The following is a 25923-nucleotide window of genomic DNA, read 5'->3' as shown; positions in this document are numbered from 1 at the left end:
GCACGGAAACGGCGCGCAGCACCGGGCACCTTGCCGCAAGCCGCGGCGCGCATCATGTCTCTTTCGGTCACGGTCGCACCTGCTTGGTGCCGAAACGCCGATCCAGACCGTAACCGTCTTGAACTAGACTGAGAAAGACACAATACGCCCCGATTAGTCGGGAATGGAGCCATCACGCTGCGCCAGCCTGACGTACTCCGATAGTGGCCGTGCGGCGTGGAAATAGAGGTCGCGCAAGACAGGCCGTAGCTGCGGCCCGACGATGCCGGCCAAGTCGGACAGCTTGACCGTCCCGAGCGCCGGCATCCCGATACCAAGGTCAATCAGTCCCCAAGCGGTATCGCCATCGGCGGGATCGAGCGAAGCCAGCAACCAGGTCGCATGCGCGTCCGGCGTGAACAGCCGCACCACCGGCAGCGGGTCAATGTCCTGCCCCGCAGCACGCACTGTACCGGCGGCGAGCAGCTGCGCGCGCTGTTCTGCGGTGACGAGCGGCTGGGTCATGGGCGGCTATCCCACGAATCCGACAATGCAAGGATGCGCTTCTCTTGAGAAGCACGGAACTGACGAAGCGGATGCGTGCTTTCTTGTGAAAGCATGAAGACGCAAGCCGTCGAATCCGTACAGCCACGGAAGCGTAAAAGTGGAATTGTGCAGGTCAGGAAAGGCACGAATGTGACTCTCTGGTTCAGCTTGAATCCGCGGATGCGGATTTCCGTAAAGGCACGAATATGGAAATCAGCACCGCCAAATGAACACTATAGATTGTAGCCCTATAGAGTGCAATGAGATGTCATCTTGGTTTTCTAGGGGAAACCATAGGTGGCAGCGAAACCCTCTTTGGCGACGGCGATACGGATGGTCAGGAAGGCGCGTGGCTTAAGCCAGGAAGCGTTCTCTGACGTATCCAGCCGTACCTATATGAGTTCGCTGGAGCGCGATCAGAAAAATCCGACCATGCACAAGCTGACCGAGTTGTGCGAGGTCATGGAAGTGCATCCACTCACGCTTTTGACATTGGCATACGCAGGGCGCGACCCGCTCAATGCCGATCAGCTCCTTGCGCAAATCCAGCGGGAGCTGAAGGAAATCGTTGCGGCATCGAAAATCGAGAACTCATGATCGCGGTCTAGCTGGCCGTTGAAACGCCCTATGGCCATACCGACACATTGCGGCATGCCGCCGCTTCACCTGAACATTGAGGGTCTTCGCTCGCACGCCATGCTTGTAGGCATGTTCATGCTCGAGCCAGATGTTTCGGTCGAAAAAAGAAAGTGGCGTTCGTGGCTGGTGCATTGCCTTGTCAAAACGGCCCGTCACTACAACGATGCACGATCGTTAATACTTGCGCAGATAAATGAAGGCAAACGATCTTCTGCCGAGATGGAAAAAGGCCGACTTTTGCCCGTGTTCGACTTCGCGTTTGCTATGGAAGACTGCATTACATCGCTGGAAAAAGCGGTAGCGTGCATCCGGGCTTTGGCAGACAAGGGAGAAATGCCATCGGCATTTGTTCTCGCGTTAGATGACGAGCGACAATCCCTAAACGCTTTTCGCAGGCAACAGGAACACATGCATTCTCAGATCGCCGCAGGCCAAACCGGCGATGGCCCAATCCTCGTGACGCTGTCAGACGATGGTGAGGGCATGAGACTCCGCAGTCTTACAATGTCGTTCGTTGCTCTGTTTCGGTTGATCGACGCTATCTATCGCGATGTAGCGACCTTCTTCCCTGCACACGATATTCAGTCGCCTCCATCGCCGGGAGGTGTGCCTCAAATTTCAATGTCTATGACGATTGAGGTCGTCCAGGGCGGGTCCAAGCCGCCGGAAGTTCCATCATAGGAAAGCCCCGCCGCAGTGCGCGGGGCTTTGTGGCTGCGATCAGCCCGCCTGCTGCGGCCTGCTGCGCGACCAGATCAGGTCGTACGTGCCGTCCTCGTTCTCGATCAGGCGGGCGTAGACCGTCGCCGGGAATGAAGGATCGTCGAGGGTCACGGACAGGTATTCCCGCTTGGCCTCGCTGGTTTTCTTCCACGCCGCGCCGATGTCGTGGCCGGCCGCCTGCAGGCGGTAGTCCGGGGCTTTCTCGTTGTCGCCCTTGTCGTTGGGAATCAGCTTGACCTTGACGTTGAGCATCAGGGTGCGAAGCGTGCCGGTGAAGCCGTCTTTCTCTGCGGTGAAGGTGCCGATGTTAGCCATGATGTTTCTCCGTTCGGGTTGAACAAGGTCGCGCCAGTGCGTCCTTGTTGTGAACCGGCCGGCGGGGGATGGGCGGGCCGCACCGCGCAGCGGTCGCAACAACGTGGAGAACCTGGAAGCGAAAAGAATTTGTTCCGCGAGGAAGCCGCGCAGCGGCGGGGAAATTGTTTTCGCTAAAAGGTTGCGGCCATGAAGCCCAAGGCGTAGCCGTGCCCTCGCCAGGATTCACGACAAGCCAAGGACGCACGGGCCGCCCGCTCCCGGAAGGAGATGTGGCTGACTCGGTGTCTCCGCGTGACGGCTTCTCCGGCTTGCGCCCTGCCGCGGACAAGGCCAACTCTCCAGCGACAAGGCCAGAACGCCCCTTGCCGCGAGCAGGCGGCCTTCGTACTTGAGGCGTGGCATGGAAACTCCATAAGCGCGGCCGGGCGGCGTGTCGGAGAACCGACCTTCGTGACGTACAGGCGACGAGCCATCAGCGTCGAGGACGGCAGGCTTTTGCACAACCTACGGCAGCAAGCCGGGGCGTAGCCCCACAAACCCCGCCCCTTGCGGCGGGGCGCCGTCGAAATCTTGCCCGCGCCAGCGGGCGCCGCTGGCCGTGCCGCGCGAAATACATTGCGCGCCCGCCCCGTCGCCGCCTAGTGGAAGGCGGCGACGGGGCGATTTTGGTTTTGCGGTGGACGTTGAAACCGGGCGCGGCAACCTGCCGCGCCCGGTTTGAGTGAAAACCCCGGCGCGATGCGCCGGGGCTACGCTGCTGCCTCACGCGGCCAGCGTGTGCACTTCCTCCACATCGGCCGCATCTTCAGGTGTATCCGCGTCGTCTGCCACCTCCGGCACGTCTTCCGGTTCGGTGTGGTGGTCGACCTGGAACACCGCTGGCATCCAGCCGGTGCCATCCGCTAGCCGTTCCGCTTCGCTGGCAATGTCGGCCTTCTTCAACTTCGACAGGCGGGTGACGTGCGCCGGGGCGTACTGGTTCACGGCGTCCAGAATCGCGGTCTTGGCGATGTGGCGAAAATAGCCCTCGGCGGTCGGCTTCCACCATGCGGCCATGTCCAGCCCCACGGCCTCCGCCAGTTCCGCACCGGGCTGCTGCGTGGCGCGCGGCGTCACCACGTCCACCGTGGACGCCACGCACACGGCCAGCAGGCGCACCAGCTCGTCTTGCGACTTCGCCTGCAATGCAGCGAACAGTTCGGCGCTGTCCTGCGGCAAGGCTTCGCCCGCGACTTCCTGCAATTCGCGCAGCGCCACGGCGGCGGGCGATTCCGGCACGTCCGGAGCCATGGCTTCCAGCCGGTCCCGCACTTTCAGGCTCACGCTAAGCGGCAAGCCATCGCCGTAGGTATGCGGCTGCAAGACAGCCTGCACCATGCCATGCACGAGCGCGGCGAGCGCCACCTGAGGATGCCGGGCTACTTCGATTTGCAGCGCGGCGGTCCGGTACGCGCTCAGCCGCTGCGCCAGCCGATCAGACAGGCTCGCAGCCTTGGGCGCTTCGGCATCCTCGTCGCCCGCCTCGCCGTTCACGCCCTCCCCTGCGCTGAAACCCTGCCGGAGCTTTTCCAGCGTCCGCAGCTCCTTTGCCTCGGCCTCGCGCAGCAGCCCGCGATGAATCACGACTTCGCCTTCGCGGTCGAGCGTGACGATGGCACCGGCCACGGCGCGCACGTCCGGCGCATAGCCCTGCAAGGATTCTTCGATGGCTTGCAGTTCCTCCGCCACCTGCTCGCGGCGCGGTTCCAGTGCCTCGGTCCTGCCCTCGTCCTCGGCGTCGTAGGCTTCTTCGAGTTCGGCGTCGAGCTTGTCGAGGCGGTTTTGCAGCGAGGCGATGCGGCGGGCTTCGCGGGAGGTCGGCTCGCGCCGATGGCGCGGAGCGTTCTGGAACATCTGGCGTTCGGCGTGGCTCATGTTCGGCACGGCTTCCACCCACGCCCAGCCCTCGGCGCGCACGTCCTCGGCCTGCGCATCCAGCCTGCCACGCAGCAGTGTTTCCAGCAGCGCGGCGTCGGTCAGGTAGGTTCCGGCATCGCCTTCCGCGAACAGGTCGCGGCGGATGCCGCCGCCGGCCTGCGTGTAGGCGTCCAGCCCGACGAAACGCACCAGCGGATGCGTGGCGGTGATTTCGCGCTCGGCCAGGCGGTCGCGCAGCGCGGATGCGCCGCGCTGCCATTCGGGCGCACCGTAGTACGCGGCCTCCTGTGCGGCGTGGTCGTCGGTAATAGTCAAGGCCATCAACTGTTCCAGCGTGGCGGCTCCGGCGCGGTAGTCGGCCAGCAGGCGCGGCGAGACGTTGGCGAGCTTGAGACGGCGCTGCACCACCAGCGGGGACACGCCGAAGTCGGCGGCAATGTCTTCGATGGGACGGCCTTCCTTGACCAGCGCGGCGAAGGCCGCGAACTGGTCAGCGGGGTGCATATTCTCGCGCTGCACGTTCTCGGCGAGGCTGACGGTACGCGCCGAAGCGTCTGCCACCAGCAGGCACGGCACTTCGCAGTCGGCAGCGATGCGCTTCTTCTTCGCCAACAGCTTCAACGCGGTCAGGCGGCGGTCGCCTGCGACGACTTCGTATTGCTCGCCATCGGCGGACAGAATGACGATGAGGTTTTGCAGCAGGCCGACGCGGGCGATGCTCGCGGCCAGTTCGGGGATGAACTGGCGCGGGGTCGTGCGGACGTTGCGCTTGGAACGGCGCGGCAACAACTGCGACAGCGTAACCAGAATCAGGTTCTTGGTCGGGTCGGCCACTTCCAGCGGCGCGGCGGTTTCGAGTGCGATGGCTTCGGTTTTAGTAACGGCGTTCATGGTGACAACTCCTAGCGGTTGAGATGCAGCAGCGAGAGAAGCGGCAAGGGCTGCTGCCTGCCCCTGCCGCGTGGGAATCAGGCTTTCAACTGGCGCAGGCCATCGGCCAGCAGCCACAGGGCGCGATTCAGGCGAATGCCGTTGTCGATGCCCTGCACCGGGCGGGTGGTCTGGCGGCGACCGTTCGCGGCGCGAGCGGACAGGCCGCCTTTGATGAGGTTTTCCTGCGTGCGGTTGAACACGCTCCACAGGTCGCGGCGACTGTCGTCGTGGCGGCGCGGCATCAGGACTTGCGATTCCGTGATGGGCGCCGGCGTTGCTTCGTCGTACTTCAACGCCAGTGCAGCGCGAGCGAACACTTCCGCCTCGCCGTTGTTCAGCGTGATGGACTGCATGACATCGCGGGATGCCTGCGCGCGGTCGAAGCCGCGCAGGACTTCGTAAGCGCCTTCGATGACCTGCCCGGCTACGTCGCCCTTGTGGGGTACGCGCACGTCCGCCACGGTGTCGCCGCAGACAAGGCCATTACTGCACACGAACCGGAACATCCCGGCCAGCATCTGATAGCTGCTCGTGCCGTCATGCGAGTTCAGCAGGATGATTTCGTTGGCTTCGCGGCCGTTGATCTGACTGGCATGGCGCAAACGGATCATGTGCTTGGTGTAGTCGCGGCGGTCGTCGGCACGCACGCGGGTCTGGCACACCATGAAAGGCTCGAAGCCTTCGCCGCGCAGTTCTTGCAGCACGCTCGCGGTGGGGATGTAGCTGTACCGCTCGGAACGGCTTTCGTGCGGGGCGTCCGCGAAGATGGAAGGCACGACGGCGCGAATCTGGTCATCCGACAGCGGATAGTCGGAACGCAGCACCGGGGAACGGGAAGCGAAACGGGACGCGAGTTGCATGGTCTTTCTCCTGACGAAAAGGGTTTGCTGTTCAAGCCGCACACCAGATTCCAAGATTCGGAGCCCAGCCTTTCGGCTGTTCTGTGCGGTTGGCACGAAGAACCCGGTTGGCTCTGTTGCCACCGTCTTTCCTGAGTTCATCGCCCGCGACGGTCAGGAGCGCGCGGACGGGGGCCGTCAAGGAGGAAAGTGCAGGGTTGGTGCGGCCCACAGGCGCAGCCGAGGACACGGCCCTGCGCGCCTTGACGGCACATGGACGCGGGCTACAGTCGCGGACAAGGGGATGAAGTCAGGGGAGACGGCTGGACAGGCAACGGCCGCTTCAACGTGCAGACCGCTCGCAAGCGAAGCGCGCAGGCCCGGATCGGGGAATCCGGGCCGTAGGCGTCAGCGATGTGGAAGGCTGGCGAATGCCAGTCCCGTCAGGGATAAGCGGATAGCGAACCTGGAGCAGCGCGATCCGCGAAGCGGGGACGCACAAGTTATTCGTTTATTCTCTACGCTTGATATGTGCGACTTGCACTCGATGAAGGAGGAAAAATGAAGATGATGCTCGCCAGTGAGCTTCATGCAGGCGATGTTCTGCTTTGCTACAAAGATGCAAAAATCGACCCGGTTGGCAAAGGCATCACCCGAGTAACAAACAGCGAATACACGCACGCCGCGATTTGCATTAGCTCCGGCACTGCGGCAGAGGCAACGGTTTTAGGTGGCGTGTCCAAGGTTGAGATTGAAGACCTCATCAAACGCTACGATCATGTCGCGGTGTTCCGTCAACCTGATGCGTGGCAACCTCCAGAGCGCGTGCGAGCCGTGAACGCTTTTATAGATTCCATCGTGGCGTCTGGAGCGAAATACAACTTGCGCGACGTAGTAACTTTCAAGAAAAGAAGTGAGGTTCACCAGCTATCGCTTACCGACCAGCTCCATGCGTACTTCAACGGAACCTACGCTCCTGCACCAGTCGAGAAAGGTAGTTACTTCTGCTCTGAGCTTGTGGCAAGTTGTTTTGTCGTCACCGGCTTCATAGATCCTAGCGCGGCCGTCGTCTACAAATCAGATGTCACTTCGCCTGGCGCATTAGGGAGAGATCCAACTTTCGGAACATTCTGCGGTTATGTCTCGACCGTGCCAAATTACTCGGTTCCGGCTACGGATGAGTTTATTAACCACTCGACATTTAATGAGATATTCGGCAGTGGCGCATAACAGCGAGGTTCAGTGTCGGCAATTGAAAGCGTCCGATTGAAGTCCGCTGTTTGTCGCTGGTATGGACACAGCATAAAACGCGCGCCGCCCGAAGGGCGGCGCGCTTGCTCTGATCACACGATGATCTGCCCGGCGCGCCGCGCATCGCGCGCATAGGCACTCAAGCGTTTCTCCGCGCGGAAGTGCAAATCGCGCTCGATCGGCAAGCCGAGCCGCCCGCGAACGGTCGCCAGTTCCTGCAGGCTAACCCAACCGAGTTCGGGCATTCCCAGGCCCAGGTCGCACAGGCCAAAGGCATGGTCGTGATCGTCCGGGTCGATCTCGGTTAGCAGCCAGGTTGCGCCGGCATCCGGCGTGAACAGCTTGACCACGGGCGCCGGATCGAAGTCTGGGTTCTGGAGAGGGATTCACGGCCGTTGGCCAGCAGCAGGAAGCGTTGTTCGTCGGTGATGAGTGCGCTCATGGCGATCTCCGGTTGCACGGGCGGAATTGCCCGGAACCGTCGTCAGCACGACGCAGCGCAGCAGTCAGGGGGCGAAGCCGGCCGCTAGGACGCCAGCGCCATCGGCGCGCCGCCCTTGACGGCGAGAACGCCGTGGTACGTTGAAGGAAACAGCAAGACCGCCCTCCCCCTCGCAGCTATCCGCAGGCAAGCGAGGCGCGCAGGCCCGCAGTGGCCGATGGCGTCGGGGCAAAGCCGGATGGCTGCGACTCGGCCCGAGGCGCGGGGCGTAGCCCGCGAACCTGACGGTGGAACGCCGGGACGCCCACTGAATCTTCAGCCCGAGTACAGGCGGCACCCATTTTTACTGCGCAGCAAAAATTGTAATTACGCCGAATATTCGGTATAGTGCCGATATTTACTGAACAGTGAACGAACCATCCGTGCCTTATGCTTGAGTCCTCGTCCCTGACCGAACAACAGTTGATCGCGCGCTTCATCGAGGCTTTGCGCGAGCTTCCGGAGGTACAGGCAGACCTCGACCATAGGGAGCCCACTGGGAAGCACGGCGACCGTGGATACGATGCCCAGGTCGATCTGCACGTCGCCGGCAAATCCTTCGTCTTACTGCTCGAAGCCAAGAAAGCCGTCTTTCCGCGAGATGTCCGCCAAGTGATCTGGCAGCTTCGGGCGTCAAGCCACAGGAGGCAAACTGAGCACGGGGACGAACCCTTGGCGCTTCTCGTAGCAGAGTCCATCTCCCCCGGCGCAAAAGAACTGCTGAGAAGCGAGCGCGTCGGCTACTACGACAGCGGCGGCAGCCTATATCTACCTGCACCCGGCGCCTATCTCTATATCGATAGACCGCCACCCAAGGCGCTGACGAAGTCGGTGCGGACGCTGTTTACTGGGCGGCGCGCCCAAGTGCTTCACGCCCTGTTGGTGCGGCATCAGAACTGGTTTGGCGTCACAGAGCTGGCACAGCAGGCGATGGTGTCGCCTGCCACCGCCTCGCAGGTGCTAACCGAGCTGGAGCGCTTCGACTGGCTGGAGTCGCGTGGGCAAGGCCCAAGCAAGGAGCGCCACCTTCGCGAGCCGGCGGCCTTGCTGGACACCTGGGCCAAGCAACTCGCCACCATTCGTCCGCCAGCCCTGCGCCGGTACTACGTGCCAGGCACAAAGGCCGACGCGCTGGCGGTGCGGATCGGCCGTGCCTTCGACGCGCACGACGTCCAGTACGAGGTCAGCCACGAGGCCGCCGCGCAACGCTATGCGCCGTTCCTTTCCAACGTCTCCCAGGTGCGCGTGCGGGTACTGATCGGGGTGAACGCCGATGCCGCGATCGGCGACTTGGATGCACATGTCGTCAACGAAGGCGCTAACTTGGGCGTCATCGAAGCCAAGTCTCCGGGTGAGCTGTTGTTTCGCGAGCAGATGGATGGCCTATGGCTGGCTAGCCCAATCCAAATCTATCTCGATCTGCTGCGCGGCGAAGGCCGCTCCAAGGAAATGGCCGAGCACTTCCGCAAAGAAAGGATCGGCTTCTGATGGCCAAGCCCGCAACGTTCGACGGTTATAGCGACCAGTACACGGTGGACTGCGAACGTGTCCTCGTGACGCTGCTGCGCGGTCTCGGGCCGTGGAAGGACTCGGTCTACCTGGTCGGTGGACTCACACCACGGTATCTCGTCGCCGCGCGGCCGCCTGTGGTTCCGGCGCACGCAGGCACGCTGGACGTGGACATAGTGATCGACCTGCAAATCCTGGCCGACACCGAGGCGTATCACACGCTGGAGGACAATCTCAAGAAGATGGGCTTCGAGCGCGCAGAGAACGAAGCCGGGAAGAAACTCTCGTGGCGTTGGCAGACCCGTACCGAACACGGTGCGCTGATGGTCCTGGAACTACTGGCGGACGCGCCGGATCTCGCCGGCGGCAAGGTACAGCCCCTGCCGACCGAGGGGACGATCTCGGCCCTGAACATCCCACATTCGTCGATCGTCTTCGACCTGCATCAGGTCACCGAAATCCAGGCGGAGCTGCTCGGCGGCAACGGCGTCGCCACCGAGAAGATCAAGCATGCCAATCTCGTCAGCTTCACCTGCCTGAAGTCCTTCGCGTTCGATCAGCGATTCGAGCGTAAAGACGCGCACGATCTGATCTATTGCATCGAGCACGCGCCCGAAGGCATGGACGCCGTGGCCGAAGCCTTCCGCAAGGAACGAGCTGGCAAGCATGGCGCCGTCATCGAGGCTTCGCTAGCGATCCTGCGTAGCCGTTTCACCAACGACGAGAAGACGGAGGGCTATCGCAAGGATGGCCCCGTGTCGGTTGCCAAGTTCGAGCTGGGCGAAGGCGATGATCCCGAGCAACGCGAAGCGCGGGCATTGCGGCAGCGTCAAGCCGGCGACGTGATCGAACAACTGCTTGCGCGAATCGGATAAGGGGGACACGCATGGCGATCAAAGCAATCTTCGTAGGCATCAACAAGCATCTCGATACCTCCATACCCGAATTGAGCGGAGCGCGCCGCGACGCGACAGCGTTGTGGGCGTTGTTCACCGATACGATCGAAGGCCTGAGTGCACGTCTGCTGGTAGACGAAGCCGCGACACACACGGAAGTTTCAAGCACCATGCTCGGTACCTTGGCTGCCGCGAGCGCGGACGACGTGGTGGTCATCGCGTTCGCCGGACATGGCTCGCCCGATGGCAACTTGGTGCTGTTCGACACGAACGCGAGTGACCTCGCAGGAACGGCCCTGTCGATGGCCGGTTTGGCGGATGCCTTCAAGGCAACGAAGGCCCGTGCAGTCCTGTGTATCCTTGACTGCTGCTTTAGCGGTCAAGCGCCGGCGCGCGTGCTGGAGACGGCAGCTCGCCCGCGCAGTGCGTTGGCACTCACCGGCATTTACGGTGAGGGACGCATCCTCTTGGCCGCCTGCGCAACCAATGAATCCGCATGGGAGCAACCGGGCACGGGGCACGGGCTACTCACACATGCGGTGATCGAGGCCCTGACCGGCGACGCCGGCGAATCGGTCAGCTTCCCCGAGATCGCGGGCGAGATCATCCGATTGGCACGGGTTGAGGCCGAGCGCATCAGCGTCACGCAAACTCCCGTGTTCCTAGGCAATGTTCAGGGCGGCCTGACGTTCCCGGTTCTCAAGCGCGGCGACAACTACGCCGCAGCCTTTCCCGCCAAAGCCGTGCAGCAGATGTCCGGATCGTTCGCGGAGTTTTCCGCGCACGGCTTTCCGCCCGAGATCGTCGAGCGATGGTCAGCAGACTTTCCTCAAGGCCTCAACACGCTGCAGCTCAAGGCCGTCAACGAGTTCGGCGTACTCAGCGGCAATTCCTTGTTGCTGGTTGCGCCGACGAGTTCAGGCAAGACGATGGTCGGCGAGGTGGCGGCGATTCAGGCGGTCACCGCCGGCAAGAAGGCGGCGTTCCTCTTGCCCTATCGCGCACTGGTCAACGAAAAGTTCGAGGAGTTCACCGAGCGCTATGCGGCGGCAGGACTGCGGGTAGCCCGGTGCAGTGGAGATGCCACTGACGGCATTGGGCCCGTGCTGGCCGGGCGCTATGACCTGGGCTTTTTCACCTACGAGACCTTTCTTAACCTCGCCCTCGGCTCGCCACGGCTTCTGACGCAGCTCGGCCTGGTTGTGCTAGATGAGGGGCAGTTCATCACCGACCCGCAGCGCGGCATCACGGTCGAACTGATCTTCTCGCTGCTCTTGCGGGCACGCCAGCGGGGTATCGAGCCACAGCTCGTGATCCTGTCGGCGGTCATCGGCAACCTGAACAGCTTCGACCGCTGGCTCGGCGTTCCGCTCCTACTGTCGCGCGAGCGGCCCGTGCCGTTGGTCGAAGGCGTGCTCGACCGCCGCGGAACATTCCAGTACGTCGATGCCGATGGAAGCACGAAGACCGAGGCCTTGCTGTCTTCGCATCGCATCGTGCAGCGCCGGGACAAACCCAGTTCCCAGGACGTGATCGTGCCTCTTGCCCAGCAACTGGTGGGACAGGGCGAGAAACTGCTGATCTTTCGCAACATGCGTGGCCCAGCCCAAGGTTGCGCGAAGTATCTCGCCAAGGAACTGGGTCTGCCACCAGCAACCGCTATCCTCGACGTTCTGCCGACCCAGGATCTGACCGGCGCCTCACAGGACTTGCGGGAGTGCCTAAGCGGGGGCACCGCGTTTCACAACACCAACTTGCTGCGGGCGGAGCGTGAGGCCGTTGAGAGAGGGTATCGCAGCGCCACGGGTGGCATTCACGCGCTGGTTGCCACAACGACCCTGGCGGCCGGCATCAACACGCCAGCATCCACGGTCGTGCTCGCGGAGAACGAGTTCGTCGGTGAAGACGGCCGGCAATTTACCGTGGCCGAGTACAAAAATATGGCGGGTCGTGCCGGACGGCTGGGCTTCAACGAGATTGGCAAGGCAATCATCTTGGCGGAAACGCCAATGGAACGTGCGCAGCTTTTTCAGCGCTACGTGCTGGGCGTTCCTGAGGACGTGAAGTCCTCCTTCCAGCAGCGCGACCTGCCGACATGGACGTTGCGCTTGCTTAGCCAGGTGCGCGGCGTTCGCGCCGATGAGATTCCGGGGTTGCTGGTCAACACGTTCGGAGGATATTCGGCGTCGCGCGCGAATCCGCAATGGGTCGCGATGGTGGAGCGGGACGTAACCACGCTGGTTGATCGCCTCCTGCAGGCGGGCCTGGCCGAGCGCGAAGGCGATCTCATTCACTTGACGCTGCTCGGGCGCGCCTGCGGCTCCTCGTCCTTGTCGTTCGAGTCGAGCTTGCGCCTGGTCGAGTTGATGGGACACCTGAACGTAGCGCAGACGCCGCCCGGCCACATCCTCGCGATGGTGCAGGTGTTGGATGAACTGGACGCCATCTACACGCCAGTCATGAAGAAGGGCCAATCGGAGAGCGTGCGCGCTGGCGAGGCATCGCAGCGCTTCGGGCATCAGATGCCTCAAATGCTGCAGCGGTATTGTCGCGACCAGATCGAGTTCTGGGCTCGCTGCAAGCGCGCGGCGCTGCTTCATGACTGGATCGAGGGAACGCCCGTTGACGTGCTGGAGAAGCGCTACTCCACCACGCCATTTGGCGGGGCCATCGGCTACGGAAACATCATCGGCATTGCCGATGCGACGCGCTTTCACTTGCGCTCCGCGCATCAGATTCTCGCAACGCTCTTCCCTGATCAACCTGATTTCCTCAAGGGCTTGGACGAGATTCTTCAGCGGCTCGAATTCGGGCTGCCCTCCACCGCCCTACCCCTCACGAAGGTTTCGGTGCGGCTGACACGCGGCCAATGTCTAGAATTGTTGTCCATCGGTGTTCGCAACGAGGATGACCTGAAAAATCTGGACGATGACCGACTTCGCCGCTGCGTGGGGGCAGGCATAGCCACACTATTGCGCCCGAGGAGTGATGCGGCTGGCGTTGGCGTATGAACGGGGAAGAGACTAATGATCCTGACCGATAACGAAACCAAAGTTGATCTGCTGAACAACGAGGCCATTGCCACCACGATCATCGGGCTGCTTCGCGCGAAGCCCGACCATCCGGTGACGATCGGCGTGCACGGCGACTGGGGTGCGGGAAAGTCCAGCGTGCTCGAAATGATCGAGGCTGGCTTCGCCGATCAGGAAGATGTCCTGTGCCTCAAGTTCAATGGATGGCGCTTCCAAGGCTTCGAGGACGCGAAAATCGCCTTGATCGAGGGAATCGTCACAGGCTTGATCGAAAAACGCCCGGCGCTAAAAAAGGCGGCAGTGGCTATCAAGGATGTCTTCCGTCGCATCGACTGGCTGAAGGTCGCCAAGCGGGCCGGGGGTCTAGCCCTGACCGCATTCACCGGCATTCCGACGCCCGAGCAAATCGGAGCCATCGTCGGCTCGCTCGAAACGCTAGTGGCAGACCCTGCCAAGCTCGTCACGAAAGAAAACCTTTCGACAGTCATCGACGAGGCGAAGGCCGCGCTGAAACCGGGCGAGTCCAAGAATGTGCCGGAGGAAGTGGAGGCCTTCCGCAAGGCATTCGACCAGCTCCTGAAAGATGCAGGCATCAAGCAGCTCGTTGTCCTGATCGACGACCTTGATCGATGCCTGCCCGACACCGCCATTGAAACGCTCGAAGCCATCCGGCTGTTCGTGTTCACCGCGCGAACGGCCTTCGTCGTCGCTGCTGATGAGGCAATGATCGAATACGCGGTGCGCAAGCACTTTCCAGACCTGCCCGACAGCACCGGGCCGCGTGACTATGCCCGCAATTACCTCGAAAAACTCATACAAGTTCCATTCCGCATCCCGGCCCTGGGTGAAACCGAGACGCGGATCTACGTGACGTTGTTGCTCGCTGGCGCCGAAGTCGGCGAGAACGACGAGAACTACGGGAAGCTGATCGCTGTAGCGCGAGAGAAGCTAAAACGGCCGTGGACCAGTGGCGGTCTGGATGCCGCGACGGTCAAGACAGCGCTCGGCCAACAGGCCGAGAAGGCAAACAATGCGCTGGCACTCAGCGACCAGATCGGACCCATCCTCGCAAGCGGCGCAAAGGGCAACCCACGCCAAATCAAACGCTTCCTCAACACGCTTTTGTTGCGCGAGCGCACTGCGACTGCACGCGGTTTTGGCGACGACATCAAGCTCCCCGTACTCGCGAAGCTCATGCTCGCAGAACGATTCATCCCAAGGTTGTTCGAGCAAATCGCGTTCGTCGCAGCGGTCCATCCACAAGGGCTGTGTGAAGACCTCGAAACGCTGGAGAAGAGCCTGGTGTCGGCTGACGGCAAGGATAGCGAGTCGAAGGGGCAAAAGGCCGCCGAAGCGGTCCCCGCCTCCGACAACGCCGTGTTGAACGAGTGGAAGTCGTCGGAGACGGTGCGCGACTGGGCGCACCTCTCCCCGAAGCTATCAGGAATCGATCTGCGCCCCTACTTGTTCGTCACAAAGGACAAGAAGGACTACTTCGGTCCGGTGTCGGTACTCGGCCACCTAGCCGGCGTGGTCGAGAAACTGTTCGGCGGCAAGATGACCGTCCAGGGCTACGAAGCCGAGTTGAAGCAGCTCGTGCAGCCCGAAGCCGAAAAGGTGTTCGAGGCAGTGCGCAGCAAGATCATGAGCACGGGCACATTCGATACCAGGCCTGCAGGCATCGATGGTCTCGCCGTCCTTGTGAAGGCGCAGCCTGGACTCCAGAGCCGGTTGATGGATTTCCTGGAGGCACTGCCAAGTGGCAAGTGTGGGCCTTGGGCTGTCAGCGGCTGGCAAGGCGTCATCAAGGACAGCGAATGCGCTGCTCGCCTGACTAAGCTGCTGGGAGACTGGAGCAAGGTCACCAATAACCCCGGCCTCAAGGCCAGCGCCGAAGCGGCGCTCAAGGATTTGAAGGGAGGACGTTGATGGGAACCTCGACGGCTTACGGCGGCCCTGGCGGCGGAACACCGCTTGTTCCGTCATGGTTGGGTGACGCCGATGGCGCGGGCGCCCCTGCAGCCCCTCCTGGCGACGGCGCAGTCCCGGACGGCCAGCCGCCGGCGGACGGCACCGCGCCGCCGGTGCCGCCGAACCGGCCCCCCATCCCCAAAACGGCAGATCCGCAGCGTTTCTCCGGTGCTCGCAACAGCTTCACGCGATTTGCCGGTTCTGGCGGCAGCGACCGTGCCAACCTGGGCCGTGCAGTTTCAAGATACGTCTCAACATCAGCCGGCGGCGCGCGCCAGGCTGCCCAACGTATGGGTGCCTCGCGCGGAGCGGGTGCACGGCTGCTTGGTTTTCTGGCCGATGCACAAGCAAGGGGTGTGCGCGAGGCGCTACGGGCGCTGGACCTGGAGTCGTTGGCCGGACGACCGCTAACGGAAATCTTCGTCGGCCTAGCCGACTACGTCTGCCCAGGCGCGGGCACCGTCGATGAAGGCATCGCCCGCGAGGCGTACATTGAAACCATCGTTGAACTGGCAAGTGAAGGGCTTACCGATCTGACCACCTTCACGCCGGATCAGATGCAGACAGTCTTCGAGCTGTATGCCACACACGCGATAGAAGCCCGCATCTGCAACGACATTGGTACAAAGGCCGTAACCATGCCAGCCGACACGCAAGCTGCGCACCGCGTCGAACAGCAGTTGCGCGACTTCATCCGGGGCGGGGTGAGCGACGCGCTGACGCGGGCCCGTGCGGAAACGCCGAATCTCACGCCCGAGCGAATTCAGGGTTTCGTCGATGCGCTGTACGAGTCTGCATTTGCAATCTTGCAAACCCTGGGCGATGCGGAGGCGGACCAATGAAGCGACAACTCCTGGCGGGCCGCTTCGGTCCTGACGACAGCTTCGATGTGACGGCGGGCGCCGATGAACAAAGGACCTACCTGCAACTCGTTGCCGGCGAGAAGTCTTTGGATCATGGCATCGGTGGCGCGCTGACTAGCTTGAAAAAAATCGGTGTGTTTCCCTCGGAGATCGGCATTGACCTGCTGGTCTTGGCCGCCCATGTCCATGCGGCTGACACACGCATCTCTCGCACCGAGCAATCGCAGGACTCATGGACGCGCGAGATACGACTGGTTGTGCCGGTAAGCGATCCATCTCGCTGGACCGCTGTGGCACCGACTCTCAAGAAGTCTCTGGATTTCCTGACGGGCGATCGCTGGACGATCGGGTTCAGGGCACGTCCAGATCGGTTCGCGACGATCACCCAAGCAGCGCCTCCGAGTCTGATCGCTCCTCCCTTTGATTCCGTCAGCCTGTTCTCGGGTGGATTGGACAGCTTGATCGGGGCGATCGATCTGCTGGAGGACGGCGCCACTCCCCTACTGGTCAGCCACTTCGGCGAGGGCGCGACGAGCGATGCTCAAGGCAAGCTGTTCGCAGGTTTGAAGAAGCACTACGTCAAGTCATCTTTCGAGCGTTTGCGGGTCGGCATGACCTTCGTGGATGGTCTTGTGGAAGGCGTCGGCGGCGAGAACAGCACACGCGGCAGGTCGTTCCTGTTCTTCGCTCTCGGGGTGTTCGCGGGTACTGGGCTTGGGCGCCGTTTCGTCCTGCGTGTCCCCGAGAATGGGCTGATCGCGCTGAATGTACCTTTGGACCCCCTGCGGTTGGGATCAAACAGCACCCGCACCACGCATCCGTATTACATGGCGAGGTGGAACGACCTGCTCGTCGCACTCGGCATAGACGGCGAGATCCGGAACCCATACTGGGACAAGACGAAGGGCGAGATGGCCGCAGCCTGCCGCAACCCAGACCTCTTGAAAAAGCTGGCGACAGATTCGTTGTCGTGCTCGTCGCCCGCCAAGGCCAGATGGCTAGGACATGGTATCGAGCAATGTGGCTATTGCCTGCCATGCCTCATCCGTCGCGCAGCGTTGACAGCAGCATGGGGGACCGGGAACGACCCGACGACGTACACGGTACCCGATCTTCATGCGCAGCCGTTGGACACACGCCAGGCGACAGGAGTGCAGGTCAGGTCGTTCCAGTACGCTATCGAGCGCTTGAAGGGTAAGCCCCAGCTCGCAAACCTCTTGATCCACAAGCCCGGCTCGCTTGCGGATGAAGCCGCACACTTGGACCAGCTTGCCGATGTCTACCGTCGCGGCCTGGGCGAAGTCGCACGACTCATCGACGGTGCAGAGGCGAAACCAAGATGAGGGTACGCGCATGATCGCCACTGCGGGCCTCGTGGACTTCCACTGCCATCTTGACCTCTACCCGGACCATGCAGCGGCGGTCCAGGATGCGGAGGCGTCCGGCGTGTTCACGCTGGCCGTAACGACGACACCTCGCGCGTGGCCCCGCAATCACGAACTCGCGCAGCGCACGAAGCATGTGCGCGCAGCGCTGGGGCTGCACCCCCAACTGGTCGCGGAGCGTGAAAGCGAGATCGAGCTGTGGGATCGATACCTCGCGGAGACGCGCTATGTTGGCGAAGTCGGATTGGACGCCGGCCCCCGGTTCTTCAAGTCGCTCGATGCACAGAAGCGTGTTTTCCAGCACGTGTTGCAGCGTTGCGCGCAGGCCGGTGACAAGATCATTACGGTCCACAGCATCAGATCGGCCAAGGCGGTTCTCGATCTCGTCGAAGCGAATCTACCGCCCGAGCGCGGAAAAATCGTTCTCCACTGGTTCACGGGAACAAAGAGCGAGGCGAAGCGCGCGTTGGCGTTGGGCTGCTACTTCTCCATCAACGCGGGAATGCTGGGCAATGAGAGGCACGCACCGATGGTGCAGGCTATCCCCTTGGATCGGATGCTGACGGAAACCGATGGTCCTTTCACTCGCACCGGCGACAGACCTTCACAGCCGACCGATGTAGCAAGCGTCGTTGAGGAACTGGGGCGTTTGCATCGGCTACCTGCGAGCGACGTGGCCAGCCTCGTTCGCGACAACCTACGAGCATTGCTCGGATAGCTGGAGGCGGAACGCTCCGAGCGGACTCTACGTCCGCTGGAGTGTTCCCCAACACGCTCTAGCGGGTTGTCTCCGATAGGTACTGAACCTCACCATGACTCCATACAGCACACTCATGGAGTCCGAGGTGAAACAGCTACCGCAAGCATTGAACACGGATGGCATCGACGCCGATCAGTCCCTCCCGTTGCCGGGGACAGAAGCCTACGAGTCGTTGCCGCAGTTCCCTAAACGCAGCGCTCTTCCCTTCCGCCGAACCATCCGCCGAAAGGATCTGCGTCAGATCGTCCCCTTGGCAGAAACGACGATCTACGAAATGGAGCGCCGCGGCGAATTCCCACGTCGCTTCAACCTGACCCCGCGCTGCGTCGTGTGGGACCTGGCCGAAGTGGAAGCGTGGATCGAGCAGCGCAAGCAAACCCCTCGCGCCGGCACCTCGAAGCCGAATGTCCACCTGCGAAAAACTCGCCCTGTCCGGACGGATTCGGGCGAGGAATGAAAACGAGGGCGGGCGCTCATCCGACCGCGGCTGTAGATGCTTGGACGACAAGGGGCGGCAACCACCGGACTTCCTTCGCCATGTTGACCTGCAGCCCCCCAGCCACCCTTTCACCCTGTCAGGCAGTTGCGCTCAACGCGGGTACCACCACGTTCTCCGGCATCAGCCTCGGCACGTAGGTCTGCCCGTCGATCCAGGCATCGACCATGTTGGCCCACTCCTGCAGCATGTGGCGCCGCTGCTCGGCATATTCGGCCTTGTTGTAGATCGAGCGCGAAGAACGCCCGTCCTCGTGTGCCAGGCATTTCTCGATCCAGTCGCGGTTAAAGCCGATTTCGTTCAGCAACGTCGAGCCGGTACGGCGCAGGTCGTGGACGGTAAATGGTTCCAGCGGCAGGCCTGCGGCCTTCGCTCGCTCCGCAACGATCTGCGTGACCCGATTCAAGGTCGCGTTCGACATGCAGCGGTCGGCGTCATAGCGCGATGGCAGCACGAATTTGGAACCAGCCGCACAGGTGTGCAGCGCCACGAAGATGTCGAGTGCCTGGCGCGACAGATAGACCACATGTGGGTTTCGCCCCTTCATCCGCTGCTTCGGGATCGTCCAGGTCGCGTTCTCGAAATCGACCTCATCCCACGTGGCCTGGATCAGTTCGCTCTTGCGCACCAGCGTCAGCAGGATCATGCGCAGCGCCAGCCGAATGGTCGGATAGGTGGCCACCGATTCCATCTGCCGTGCCATCAAGCGGATCTCCAACGGCGACAAGGCACGATCCTTCGGCACGAAAGTCGCAATCGACGCGGCACCCACGGCGGCGGCGGGGTTGTCCACCTTCTCGCCGTGCAAGATGGCGAAGGCATAGACCTGCTTCACGATGTCGCGGATATGCACCGCCGTGGCGGGCGCACCGCGCGCCTTCACCTTGTTGCACAAGGCGCGCAGGTCATCGGCAGTGATTTCATTGAGCTGCCGGTTCTCGAAGGCCGGCAGGATGTCGCGATCAACGATGCTCTTACGCATCGCCTTCGTGCTGTCGGCCATCCGGGCGCCCGCCAGCCACTTCTCGGTCACCTCGCCAAAGGTCTTGGCGGCGGTCAGCCGGCGCTTCTCGCGCTGCTTCTCCAGCGCCGGGGACTTGCCTTGGGCGACGGCCTTCTTAGCGTCAATCAGCTTTTCGCGGGCCAGCGCCAGCGAGACGCCCGCAGGCCCATAGCGGCCGATGGTGAGCGTCTCACGGCGGCCATTGAGACGGTAATCGTAGCGGAAGGTGACGGTACCGGTAGGCGATACCGTCACGTACATCCCATCACGGTCGGAAGCCTTATAAGTCTTGGACTTAGGCTTGAGGTTGCGCAGTGCGGTGTCGGTGAGCATCGAGGTTCTTCTCCTGTTTTTGACGGCTTTTACCGTCAGGGGCCAGGAGACCTGCTGATGCTCGGAAAGCCGCATAAAACCAGCTTTCCCGAGAAGACTTTTACCGTCAAAGACGGCTTTGGTCTGAATAGTGAACGGGACGGTCTTAATCCGGCCTCCAGTTCTTACCGCCACTTCTACCGCCAACCTGTTCCGCTGGCCGACGATAGCTACCGATAGATGCCGCAACGTATTTTCTTCTAAATCAACACGTTACAGCAGTTTTTCGATAGCAGGCGATAGTCCCCGAAGGACGTCAATTCACTCCCACTCGATCGTCGCCGGCGGCTTGCCCGAGATGTCGTACACCACGCGGTTGATCCCGCGCACCTCGTTGATGATCCGGTTCGACGCGCGGCCGAGCAGCGCGTACGGCAGGTGCGCCCAGTGCGCGGTCATGAAGTCGGTGGTCTGCACCGCGCGCAGCGACGTCACGTAGTCGTACGTGCGGCCATCGCCCATCACGCCGACCGACTTCACCGGCAGGAACACCGCGAACGCCTGGCTCGTCAGGTCGTACCAGGTCTTGCCGACGTCGGCCTCGCCGCACAGGCCCGCTGCCGCGTCCTGCGCGGTGGCGGTCGTGCCGCGCAGTTCCTCGATGAAGATCGCATCCGCGCGACGCAGCAGGTCCGCGTATTCGCGCTTCACTTCGCCGAGAATCCGCACGCCGAGGCCCGGGCCCGGGAACGGATGGCGGTACACCATCTCCGGCGGCAGGCCGAGCGCGACGCCCAGTTCGCGCACTTCGTCCTTGAACAGGTCGCGCAGCGGCTCGAGCAGCTTCAGGCCGAGCGTTTCCGGCAGGCCGCCGACGTTGTGGTGGCTCTTGATCGTCGTCGCCTTCTTCGTCTTCGTGCCGCCCGACTCGACCACGTCCGGATAGATCGTGCCCTGTGCGAGCCACTTCGCCTTCGACAGCTTCTTCGCTTCCGCCTGGAACACTTCGACGAACTCGCGGCCGATGATCTTGCGCTTCGCTTCCGGATCGGTCACGCCGGCCAGATGGCCGAGGAACTGCTCGGACGCGTCGACGTGCACGACCTTCGCATGCAGGCGGCCCTCGAACATGTCGAGCACCATCTTGCCTTCGTTCAGGCGCAGCAGGCCGTGGTCGACGAACACGCAGGTGAGCTGGTCGCCGATCGCGCGATGAATCAGCGCCGCCGCGACGCTCGAATCCACCCCGCCCGACAGGCCGAGAATCACTTCCTCGTCACCGACCTGCTCGCGGATCTTCGCAACGGCTTCCTCGATGTGGTTCTTCATGATCCAGTCGGGCTTCGCGCCGGCGATCTGCAGCACGAAGCGTTCGATGATCTGGCGGCCCTTCACCGTGTGCGTGACTTCCGGGTGGAACTGCACCGCGTAGTAGCCGCGCGCCTCGTCGGCCATGCCGGCGATCGGGCAGCTCGGCGTCGACGCCATCAGCGCGAAGCCCGGCGGCAGCTCGGCAACCTTGTCGCCGTGGCTCATCCAGACCTTCAGCATCCCGTGGCCTTCGGCCGTCTTGAAATCCTCGATGCCGTCGAACAGGCGCGTATGGCCGTGCGCGCGCATTTCCGCGTAACCGAATTCGCGATGGTCGCTCCACTCGACCTTGCCGCCGAGCTGCACGGCCATCGTCTGCATGCCGTAGCAGATGCCGAGCACCGGCACGCCGAGATCCCACACGGCCTGCGGCGCACGCAGCTGGTGGTCTTCGTACGTGCTCGCATGGCTGCCCGACAGGATCACCGCCTTCGGCGCGAACTCGCGGACGAAGTCGTCGGACACGTCGTTCGGATGGATTTCGCAGTAGACGTGCGCTTCGCGCACGCGGCGCGCGATCAGTTGGGTGACTTGCGAACCGAAGTCGAGAATCAGGATTTTGTCGTGCATGGCTGCGGACAGGATGAAGAGAATAAGAAAAGCAGCGCATGAAGCGCTGCGTCAATAGCATGGACAACGGCGTCGGGCGGCAGGCGGCTCGCGCGACGCATCGCCGGTCAATCCTGCGACGGCGGGCGTGCGTCGAACGCGACGCTGCCTGACAATCGGTCGGATGCGGCCGGCGTGGCTGCCGACGGGGCCGCCGGACGGCCGACGACCGGTTCGGCCCGTTGCTGCGGAGCGGAGGCCGGCGCCGGTGCGGCCGGACGCTGCGCGTCCCGGGCCTCGAGCGCCTGCGCCTTCTCGCGCCGCCGCACGGCCGAGGCGAGGCGTACGCCGCCGACACCGAGCACGATCAGCGCGACACCGGCCATCGTCGACAGCACGCGGCCGGCGGCCGCGAGCGCGGGACCATTGCCGGTGCCGAACGACCACACCACCGCCAGCACGCCGATCAGCCAGTTCACATGGCCGACCGCACGCGCGACGGGCGCCGTGAGATCGCCGTTGACCGCCGCATGGAACGCGAGCCACGCGAGGCCGAGCAGCGCGATGCCGAACGCCTGGCCGAGCATCGCCGGCTGGATGTTCGCCAGCTGCAGCGCGTTGAACAGCGCCTGCCAGGGCGTCAGCACGAACAGCACGCCGAACGCCAGCAGCAGCACGGCATCGACGATCAGCACGGCTCGCAGCAACGGTTTCATCGGCGATCAGTCCACGTGGTAGTTCGGTGCTTCCTTCGTGATCTGCACGTCATGCACGTGCGACTCGCGCATGCCCGCCGCGGTGATCTGGACGAATTCGGCCTTGTCGTGCAGCTCGTCGATCGTGCGGCAGCCGCAGTAGCCCATGCTCGCGCGCACGCCGCCGACCAGCTGGAACAGGATCGCGTTGACCGAACCCTTGTATGCGACGCGGCCTTCGATGCCTTCCGGCACGAGCTTGTCGATATTCGCCGAGTTGTCCTGGAAGTAGCGGTCTGCCGCGCCGTCCTTCATCGCGCCGACCGAACCCATGCCGCGGTACGACTTGTACTGGCGGCCCTGGTACAGGAACACGTCGCCCGGCGCCTCTTCGGTGCCCGCGAACATGCTGCCCATCATCACCGCGTTCGCGCCGGCCGCGAGGGCCTTCGACACGTCGCCCGAGAAACGCACGCCGCCGTCGGCAATGCACGGCACGCCGGTGCCCTTCAGCGCTTCCGCGACGTTCGCGATCGCGCTGATCTGCGGCACGCCGACGCCCGCGACGATCCGCGTCGTGCAGATCGAGCCCGGACCGATGCCGACCTTGACCGCGTCCGCGCCGTATTCGACGAGCGCCTTCGCGGCGGCTGCCGTCGCGATGTTGCCGCCGATCACCTCGACGTGCGGGAAGTTCTGCTTGACCCAGCGCACGCGCTCGAGCACGCCCTTGCTGTGGCCGTGCGCGGTATCGACGACGATCACGTCGACGCCGGCCTGCACCAGCAGCTCGACGCGCTCTTCGTTGTCCGGGCCGACGCCGACCGCCGCGCCGGCGCGCAGCTTGCCGTGTTCGTCCTTGCACGCATCCGGGTGTTCGGTCTGCTTGGTGATGTCCTTGACGGTCATCAGGCCGCGCAGTTCGAACGCGTCGTTGACGACCAGCACGCGCTCGAGGCGGTGGCTGTGCATCAGCGCCTTCGCTTCGGCGAGCGGCGTGCCTTCCTTGACCGTGACGAGGCGCTCGCGCGGCGTCATGATCGACTTGACCGGTTCGTCGAGGCGCGATTCGAAACGCAGGTCGCGGTTCGTGACGATGCCGACGAGTTGCGGGCCTTCCACGACCGGGAAGCCCGAGATGCCATGCTGACGCGACAGCGCGATCACGTCGCGCACCTTCATCTGCGGCGGAACCGTGATCGGGTCGCGCACGACGCCCGATTCGAAACGCTTGACCTTCGCGACCTCGCGGGCCTGCTCGGCCGGCGTGAGGTTCTTGTGGACGATGCCCACACCACCCTGCTGCGCCATCGCGATCGCGAGGCGACCTTCGGTGACCGTGTCCATCGCGGCGGACACGAGCGGCATGTTCAGGGAGATGTTGCGGGTCAGCTTGGTCTTCAGGCTGGTGTCGCGCGGGAGAACGTCGGAGAAGGCGGGAACGAGGAGCACATCATCGAAAGTGAGTGCTTTTTGGATCAGACGCATGGCAAATCCTATGGGCGCAAAAGCGAATTATACGCGAAGCGCTGCGAATTTTCACAACACGAACAACGGGTTAGGCGTTTTCAAGCGTTCGGGGGCCGAATCGTTCGGATCGTCGTTCGGTTCGTTTTCGATCGCCTTTCGTTTCACCCCCGCATCGACCCATTCGCGCAGGCGGCCGGAATCGGGCCGATCGCATGTCGTGGCCGCGCGACGGCGGCCCTGCCGGCGGGGCCTCGGCCAGCCCCGCTCGGCACGTCCATGCGCCCCCGGGCGGCACTAGACCACCCCGGCCGCGGCGCGCGCAATCATCGCCGCGCCGACACCGATCGCGCCGCCGCCGACGATCCGGGCAACGCGTTCGCCGCCCGGCGCCAGCCGCTCGGCGGCGATCGCCCCGGTCACGACGGCCATCACGCGTAGATCCATCATGCCGGCTGCCAGAGCAACGGCCATCAGGTTCCCGCAGCAGGCGCCGCAACGTAGCGCGGTTCGCACGCCGTACCACCAAGCAACCGCGGCCGCGGCTCCCGCCCGCCGCGCACATGCGTCGTCCGGTGCATGCCGGCAGCAAGCGAGCCGGCGCGCCTTCCAGCCGGACAACTGCAGCACGCCCGCGCCGAGCACGACCGTGCCGGACGCGAACGGCATCGCGGCGGCGAGCGCGGGCAACCGCGCGGCGACCGCCGCCAGCGCGGTGCCGCCTGGAAACACCAGCGCGCCGAGCGCCATCCATGCGCAGAAATACCCGGCGCCCGCGACCGCGACCAACCACGCCACGCGCGCCTCGCCCGACGGGCCAAGGCTCCGCCGGTATCGCCAGAGCACCGGCGCCAGCACCGGCAGCATCATCGTCACCGTCATCGCGCCCCACATGCCTGCGAACGCGGCGAACGCGCGCCCTGCCTGCCATCCGCACGGCCGGAGCCATCCAGCCGACAACGTCCAGCCGCCCGCCATCGGCATGCCGCCCATCGCGTCCATCGATGCGTGCTGCGCGAGCGTCGCCCAGACGCCGGCGCCAAATACCGCGACGAGCGCGGCGCCGAATGCCCGCCGGCCACCGCCCGGCGCGCCGGTCGCAGCCGGTTTCGTCGTGGCGCTCATTGCCCGCTCCCGCCGCTCGCCGGCCCGCGCTCAGCCGCGCGCGTACTCGTCATGGCGGCGCCACCACACGCCCGTCTCGTTGCGCCCGAGCGGCGCACGATCGAGCCACTGATACATCCCCCACAGCCCGTCGAGCCCGCGTGCGTACGTCGAATACGTGTGATAGACGACGCCATCCTCGCGCACGAACGCACTCATCCCGGGCCGGTCGCGCGCATACGTGGCGGCGTCGGTGCCGCAGGTCGCCGCGAACTGGGCGACGGCCGCCGGCGGCGGGTCCATGTCCATCGCGTGACCGGCCCGCGCATAGTTGTATTCGACGTCGCCGGTGCGTTGCTGCGTTTCGGTGAACGACACGTTGAAGTCGAAATTGAACTCGCCGCCGTCGGACGACGCCCACGGAAAGTGCCAGCCCATCCGCTGCCGGTACGCGAGCAGCTTCGCGAGCGGCGCGCGCGACACCGCCGCGAGCGTCACGTCGTGGTTCGCGAGGTGGACCGCAAAACCGTCGAAACCGTCGGCGAGCGCCGAGCACGACGGGCAGCCGGCCTTGTAGTCGGGGCCGAACATGAAGTGATAGACGAGCAGTTGCGAACGGCCGCCGAACAGGTCGTCGAGCGTCGCCGGGCCGTCCTCGGTGTCGAACCGGTAGGCCTTGTCGACGCGCACCCACGGCAGTGCCTGGCGCCGCCGCGCGAGTTCGTCGCTTTGCCGCGTCAACGCCTTTTCCGCATCGAGCAGCGCGCGGCGCGCAGTCAGCCATTCGGCGCGCGTTCCGGTGAGATGGTTCGTCATTGCAGGTTCCTCCTTTCGATGGATATCCGGGCACGGCGCCTCTGCCGTGTGCGTGGTGCTAGATTAGG

22 protein-coding genes and 1 pseudogene are annotated in these 25923 nt (G+C 63.5%); 12 read left to right on the top strand and 11 right to left on the bottom strand.

What is annotated here, in order from left to right; all coding sequences use genetic code 11:
- Positions 1–153 precede the first annotated feature (153 nt).
- Positions 154–504: a DUF2958 domain-containing protein gene (locus WS49_RS14245; protein WP_059529424.1), complete on the bottom strand. Its 351-nt coding sequence runs from the start codon at positions 502–504 to the stop codon at positions 154–156.
- A 318-nt stretch (positions 505–822) separates the two neighbouring features.
- Here WS49_RS14245 and WS49_RS14240 point away from each other — a divergent pair, with 318 nt between their 5' ends.
- Positions 823–1122 carry a helix-turn-helix domain-containing protein gene (locus WS49_RS14240; RefSeq protein ID WP_059529421.1) on the top strand — a complete coding sequence of 100 codons (300 nt, stop codon included), beginning with the start codon at positions 823–825 and terminating at the stop codon, positions 1120–1122.
- A 30-nt stretch (positions 1123–1152) separates the two neighbouring features.
- Complete coding sequence (locus WS49_RS14235) at positions 1153–1845, top strand: hypothetical protein (protein WP_156437248.1); 693 nt, start codon at positions 1153–1155, stop codon at positions 1843–1845.
- Positions 1846–1884: 39 nt separating this feature from the next.
- On the opposite strand, the gene WS49_RS14230 is transcribed toward WS49_RS14235, so the two are convergent.
- The 3 genes from WS49_RS14230 to WS49_RS14220 form a co-directional block, all read right to left on the bottom strand.
- Entirely contained in the window at positions 1885–2202 is a 318-nt protein-coding gene (locus tag WS49_RS14230) for a DUF736 domain-containing protein (RefSeq protein ID WP_059529415.1), read from the bottom strand.
- Between the two features lie 765 nt (positions 2203–2967).
- Positions 2968–5013: a ParB/RepB/Spo0J family partition protein gene (locus WS49_RS14225; protein ID WP_059529412.1), complete on the bottom strand. Its 2046-nt coding sequence runs from the start codon at positions 5011–5013 to the stop codon at positions 2968–2970.
- Positions 5014–5090: 77 nt separating this feature from the next.
- Positions 5091–5915, bottom strand: a complete 825-nt coding sequence (locus WS49_RS14220; protein ID WP_059529408.1) for a DUF932 domain-containing protein — start codon at positions 5913–5915, stop codon at positions 5091–5093.
- Positions 5916–6455: 540 nt separating this feature from the next.
- On the opposite strand from WS49_RS14220, the gene WS49_RS35015 reads away from it, so the two are divergent.
- Positions 6456–7124 carry a hypothetical protein gene (locus tag WS49_RS35015; protein WP_156437247.1) on the top strand — a complete coding sequence of 223 codons (669 nt, stop codon included), beginning with the start codon at positions 6456–6458 and terminating at the stop codon, positions 7122–7124.
- Positions 7125–7237: 113 nt separating this feature from the next.
- Here WS49_RS35015 and WS49_RS14215 read toward each other — a convergent pair.
- Positions 7238–7587: pseudogene (locus WS49_RS14215) on the bottom strand (DUF2958 domain-containing protein).
- A gap of 429 nt (positions 7588–8016) precedes the next feature.
- Here WS49_RS14215 and WS49_RS14210 point away from each other — a divergent pair.
- The 8 genes from WS49_RS14210 to WS49_RS14175 all read left to right on the top strand — a co-directional run bounded on the left by WS49_RS14210 (position 8017) and on the right by WS49_RS14175 (position 18499).
- A complete protein-coding gene (locus WS49_RS14210) occupies positions 8017–9114 on the top strand; it encodes a hypothetical protein (RefSeq protein ID WP_059529405.1) in 1098 nt (365 codons plus the stop codon).
- A complete protein-coding gene (locus WS49_RS14205) occupies positions 9114–10010 on the top strand; it encodes a hypothetical protein (RefSeq protein ID WP_059529402.1) in 897 nt (298 codons plus the stop codon). The genes WS49_RS14210 and WS49_RS14205 overlap by 1 nt, the downstream gene beginning before the upstream one ends.
- 11 nt (positions 10011–10021) lie before the next feature.
- Positions 10022–13042 carry a DEAD/DEAH box helicase gene (locus WS49_RS14200; protein WP_059529399.1) on the top strand — a complete coding sequence of 1007 codons (3021 nt, stop codon included), beginning with the start codon at positions 10022–10024 and terminating at the stop codon, positions 13040–13042.
- Between the two features lie 15 nt (positions 13043–13057).
- Positions 13058–14992: a Qat anti-phage system ATPase QatA gene (gene qatA, locus WS49_RS14195; protein WP_059529396.1), complete on the top strand. Its 1935-nt coding sequence runs from the start codon at positions 13058–13060 to the stop codon at positions 14990–14992.
- Positions 14992–15876: a Qat anti-phage system associated protein QatB gene (gene qatB / locus WS49_RS14190; RefSeq protein ID WP_032966680.1), complete on the top strand. Its 885-nt coding sequence runs from the start codon at positions 14992–14994 to the stop codon at positions 15874–15876. The genes qatA and qatB overlap by 1 nt, the downstream gene beginning before the upstream one ends.
- Positions 15873–17240 (top strand): Qat anti-phage system QueC-like protein QatC, encoded by a 1368-nt coding sequence (qatC, locus tag WS49_RS14185; protein WP_059529393.1) that lies wholly within the window; start codon positions 15873–15875, stop codon positions 17238–17240. Before qatB ends, qatC begins: the two co-directional genes overlap by 4 nt.
- A gap of 10 nt (positions 17241–17250) precedes the next feature.
- The gene (gene qatD / locus WS49_RS14180) at positions 17251–18000 is read left to right on the top strand and encodes a Qat anti-phage system TatD family nuclease QatD (protein WP_059529390.1); all 750 of its coding nucleotides are present in this window, start codon (positions 17251–17253) and stop codon (positions 17998–18000) included.
- Positions 18001–18115: 115 nt separating this feature from the next.
- Entirely contained in the window at positions 18116–18499 is a 384-nt protein-coding gene (locus WS49_RS14175) for a helix-turn-helix transcriptional regulator (RefSeq protein ID WP_059529386.1), read from the top strand.
- A 118-nt stretch (positions 18500–18617) separates the two neighbouring features.
- Here the strand turns inward: WS49_RS14175 and WS49_RS14170 are convergent, their stop codons facing one another.
- Positions 18618–19874 (bottom strand): tyrosine-type recombinase/integrase, encoded by a 1257-nt coding sequence (locus WS49_RS14170; RefSeq protein ID WP_059529381.1) that lies wholly within the window; start codon positions 19872–19874, stop codon positions 18618–18620.
- A 57-nt stretch (positions 19875–19931) separates the two neighbouring features.
- On the opposite strand from WS49_RS14170, the gene WS49_RS35635 reads away from it, so the two are divergent.
- On the top strand, positions 19932–20093 hold the full coding sequence (locus WS49_RS35635; protein WP_179949252.1) for a hypothetical protein: 162 nt from the start codon (positions 19932–19934) through the stop codon (positions 20091–20093).
- Between the two features lie 81 nt (positions 20094–20174).
- On the opposite strand, the gene guaA is transcribed toward WS49_RS35635, so the two are convergent.
- The 5 genes from guaA to WS49_RS14145 form a co-directional block, all read right to left on the bottom strand.
- Positions 20175–21794, bottom strand: a complete 1620-nt coding sequence (gene guaA, locus WS49_RS14165) for a glutamine-hydrolyzing GMP synthase (RefSeq protein WP_059529378.1) — start codon at positions 21792–21794, stop codon at positions 20175–20177.
- 107 nt (positions 21795–21901) lie between these two features.
- Positions 21902–22489 (bottom strand): hypothetical protein, encoded by a 588-nt coding sequence (locus tag WS49_RS14160; protein WP_059529375.1) that lies wholly within the window; start codon positions 22487–22489, stop codon positions 21902–21904.
- Between the two features lie 6 nt (positions 22490–22495).
- Complete coding sequence (gene guaB / locus WS49_RS14155; RefSeq protein ID WP_059464274.1) at positions 22496–23956, bottom strand: IMP dehydrogenase; 1461 nt, start codon at positions 23954–23956, stop codon at positions 22496–22498.
- 276 nt (positions 23957–24232) lie between these two features.
- Positions 24233–25060, bottom strand: coding sequence for a DUF2182 domain-containing protein (locus WS49_RS14150; protein ID WP_059529372.1), 828 nt, complete (start codon positions 25058–25060; stop codon positions 24233–24235).
- A 30-nt stretch (positions 25061–25090) separates the two neighbouring features.
- Entirely contained in the window at positions 25091–25855 is a 765-nt protein-coding gene (locus tag WS49_RS14145; protein ID WP_059529368.1) for a DUF899 domain-containing protein, read from the bottom strand.
- Positions 25856–25923 lie beyond the last annotated feature (68 nt).

This window comes from Burkholderia sp. RF7-non_BP4 (assembly GCF_001521935.1).
Lineage (GTDB): Bacteria > Pseudomonadota > Gammaproteobacteria > Burkholderiales > Burkholderiaceae > Burkholderia > Burkholderia diffusa.
The sequence above is the reverse complement of the archived record's forward strand: the minus strand, read 5'-3'. Positions and strand labels throughout refer to the sequence as shown.

Excerpts from the sequence above, each read along its gene's own strand:
- WS49_RS14205 (WP_059529402.1), top strand. The coding sequence starts at position 9,114 with ATGGCCAAGCCCGCAACGTTCGACGGTTATAGCGACCAGTACACGGTG.
- WS49_RS35635 (WP_179949252.1), top strand. The coding sequence starts at position 19,932 with ATGCTCGGAAAGCCGCATAAAACCAGCTTTCCCGAGAAGACTTTTACC.
- guaA (WP_059529378.1), bottom strand. The coding sequence starts at position 21,794 with ATGCACGACAAAATCCTGATTCTCGACTTCGGTTCGCAAGTCACCCAA.
- WS49_RS14170 (WP_059529381.1), bottom strand. The coding sequence starts at position 19,874 with ATGCTCACCGACACCGCACTGCGCAACCTCAAGCCTAAGTCCAAGACT.
- guaB (WP_059464274.1), bottom strand. The coding sequence starts at position 23,956 with ATGCGTCTGATCCAAAAAGCACTCACTTTCGATGATGTGCTCCTCGTT.
- WS49_RS14235 (WP_156437248.1), top strand. The coding sequence starts at position 1,153 with ATGGCCATACCGACACATTGCGGCATGCCGCCGCTTCACCTGAACATT.
- WS49_RS14230 (WP_059529415.1), bottom strand. The coding sequence starts at position 2,202 with ATGGCTAACATCGGCACCTTCACCGCAGAGAAAGACGGCTTCACCGGC.
- WS49_RS14160 (WP_059529375.1), bottom strand. The coding sequence starts at position 22,489 with ATGAAACCGTTGCTGCGAGCCGTGCTGATCGTCGATGCCGTGCTGCTG.
- qatB (WP_032966680.1), top strand. The coding sequence starts at position 14,992 with ATGGGAACCTCGACGGCTTACGGCGGCCCTGGCGGCGGAACACCGCTT.
- WS49_RS14145 (WP_059529368.1), bottom strand. The coding sequence starts at position 25,855 with ATGACGAACCATCTCACCGGAACGCGCGCCGAATGGCTGACTGCGCGC.
- WS49_RS14245 (WP_059529424.1), bottom strand. The coding sequence starts at position 504 with ATGACCCAGCCGCTCGTCACCGCAGAACAGCGCGCGCAGCTGCTCGCC.
- qatD (WP_059529390.1), top strand. The coding sequence starts at position 17,251 with ATGATCGCCACTGCGGGCCTCGTGGACTTCCACTGCCATCTTGACCTC.
- WS49_RS35015 (WP_156437247.1), top strand. The coding sequence starts at position 6,456 with ATGAAGATGATGCTCGCCAGTGAGCTTCATGCAGGCGATGTTCTGCTT.
- WS49_RS14200 (WP_059529399.1), top strand. The coding sequence starts at position 10,022 with ATGGCGATCAAAGCAATCTTCGTAGGCATCAACAAGCATCTCGATACC.
- WS49_RS14210 (WP_059529405.1), top strand. The coding sequence starts at position 8,017 with ATGCTTGAGTCCTCGTCCCTGACCGAACAACAGTTGATCGCGCGCTTC.
- qatC (WP_059529393.1), top strand. The coding sequence starts at position 15,873 with ATGAAGCGACAACTCCTGGCGGGCCGCTTCGGTCCTGACGACAGCTTC.
- qatA (WP_059529396.1), top strand. The coding sequence starts at position 13,058 with ATGATCCTGACCGATAACGAAACCAAAGTTGATCTGCTGAACAACGAG.
- WS49_RS14220 (WP_059529408.1), bottom strand. The coding sequence starts at position 5,915 with ATGCAACTCGCGTCCCGTTTCGCTTCCCGTTCCCCGGTGCTGCGTTCC.
- WS49_RS14150 (WP_059529372.1), bottom strand. The coding sequence starts at position 25,060 with ATGAGCGCCACGACGAAACCGGCTGCGACCGGCGCGCCGGGCGGTGGC.
- WS49_RS14175 (WP_059529386.1), top strand. The coding sequence starts at position 18,116 with ATGGAGTCCGAGGTGAAACAGCTACCGCAAGCATTGAACACGGATGGC.
- WS49_RS14225 (WP_059529412.1), bottom strand. The coding sequence starts at position 5,013 with ATGAACGCCGTTACTAAAACCGAAGCCATCGCACTCGAAACCGCCGCG.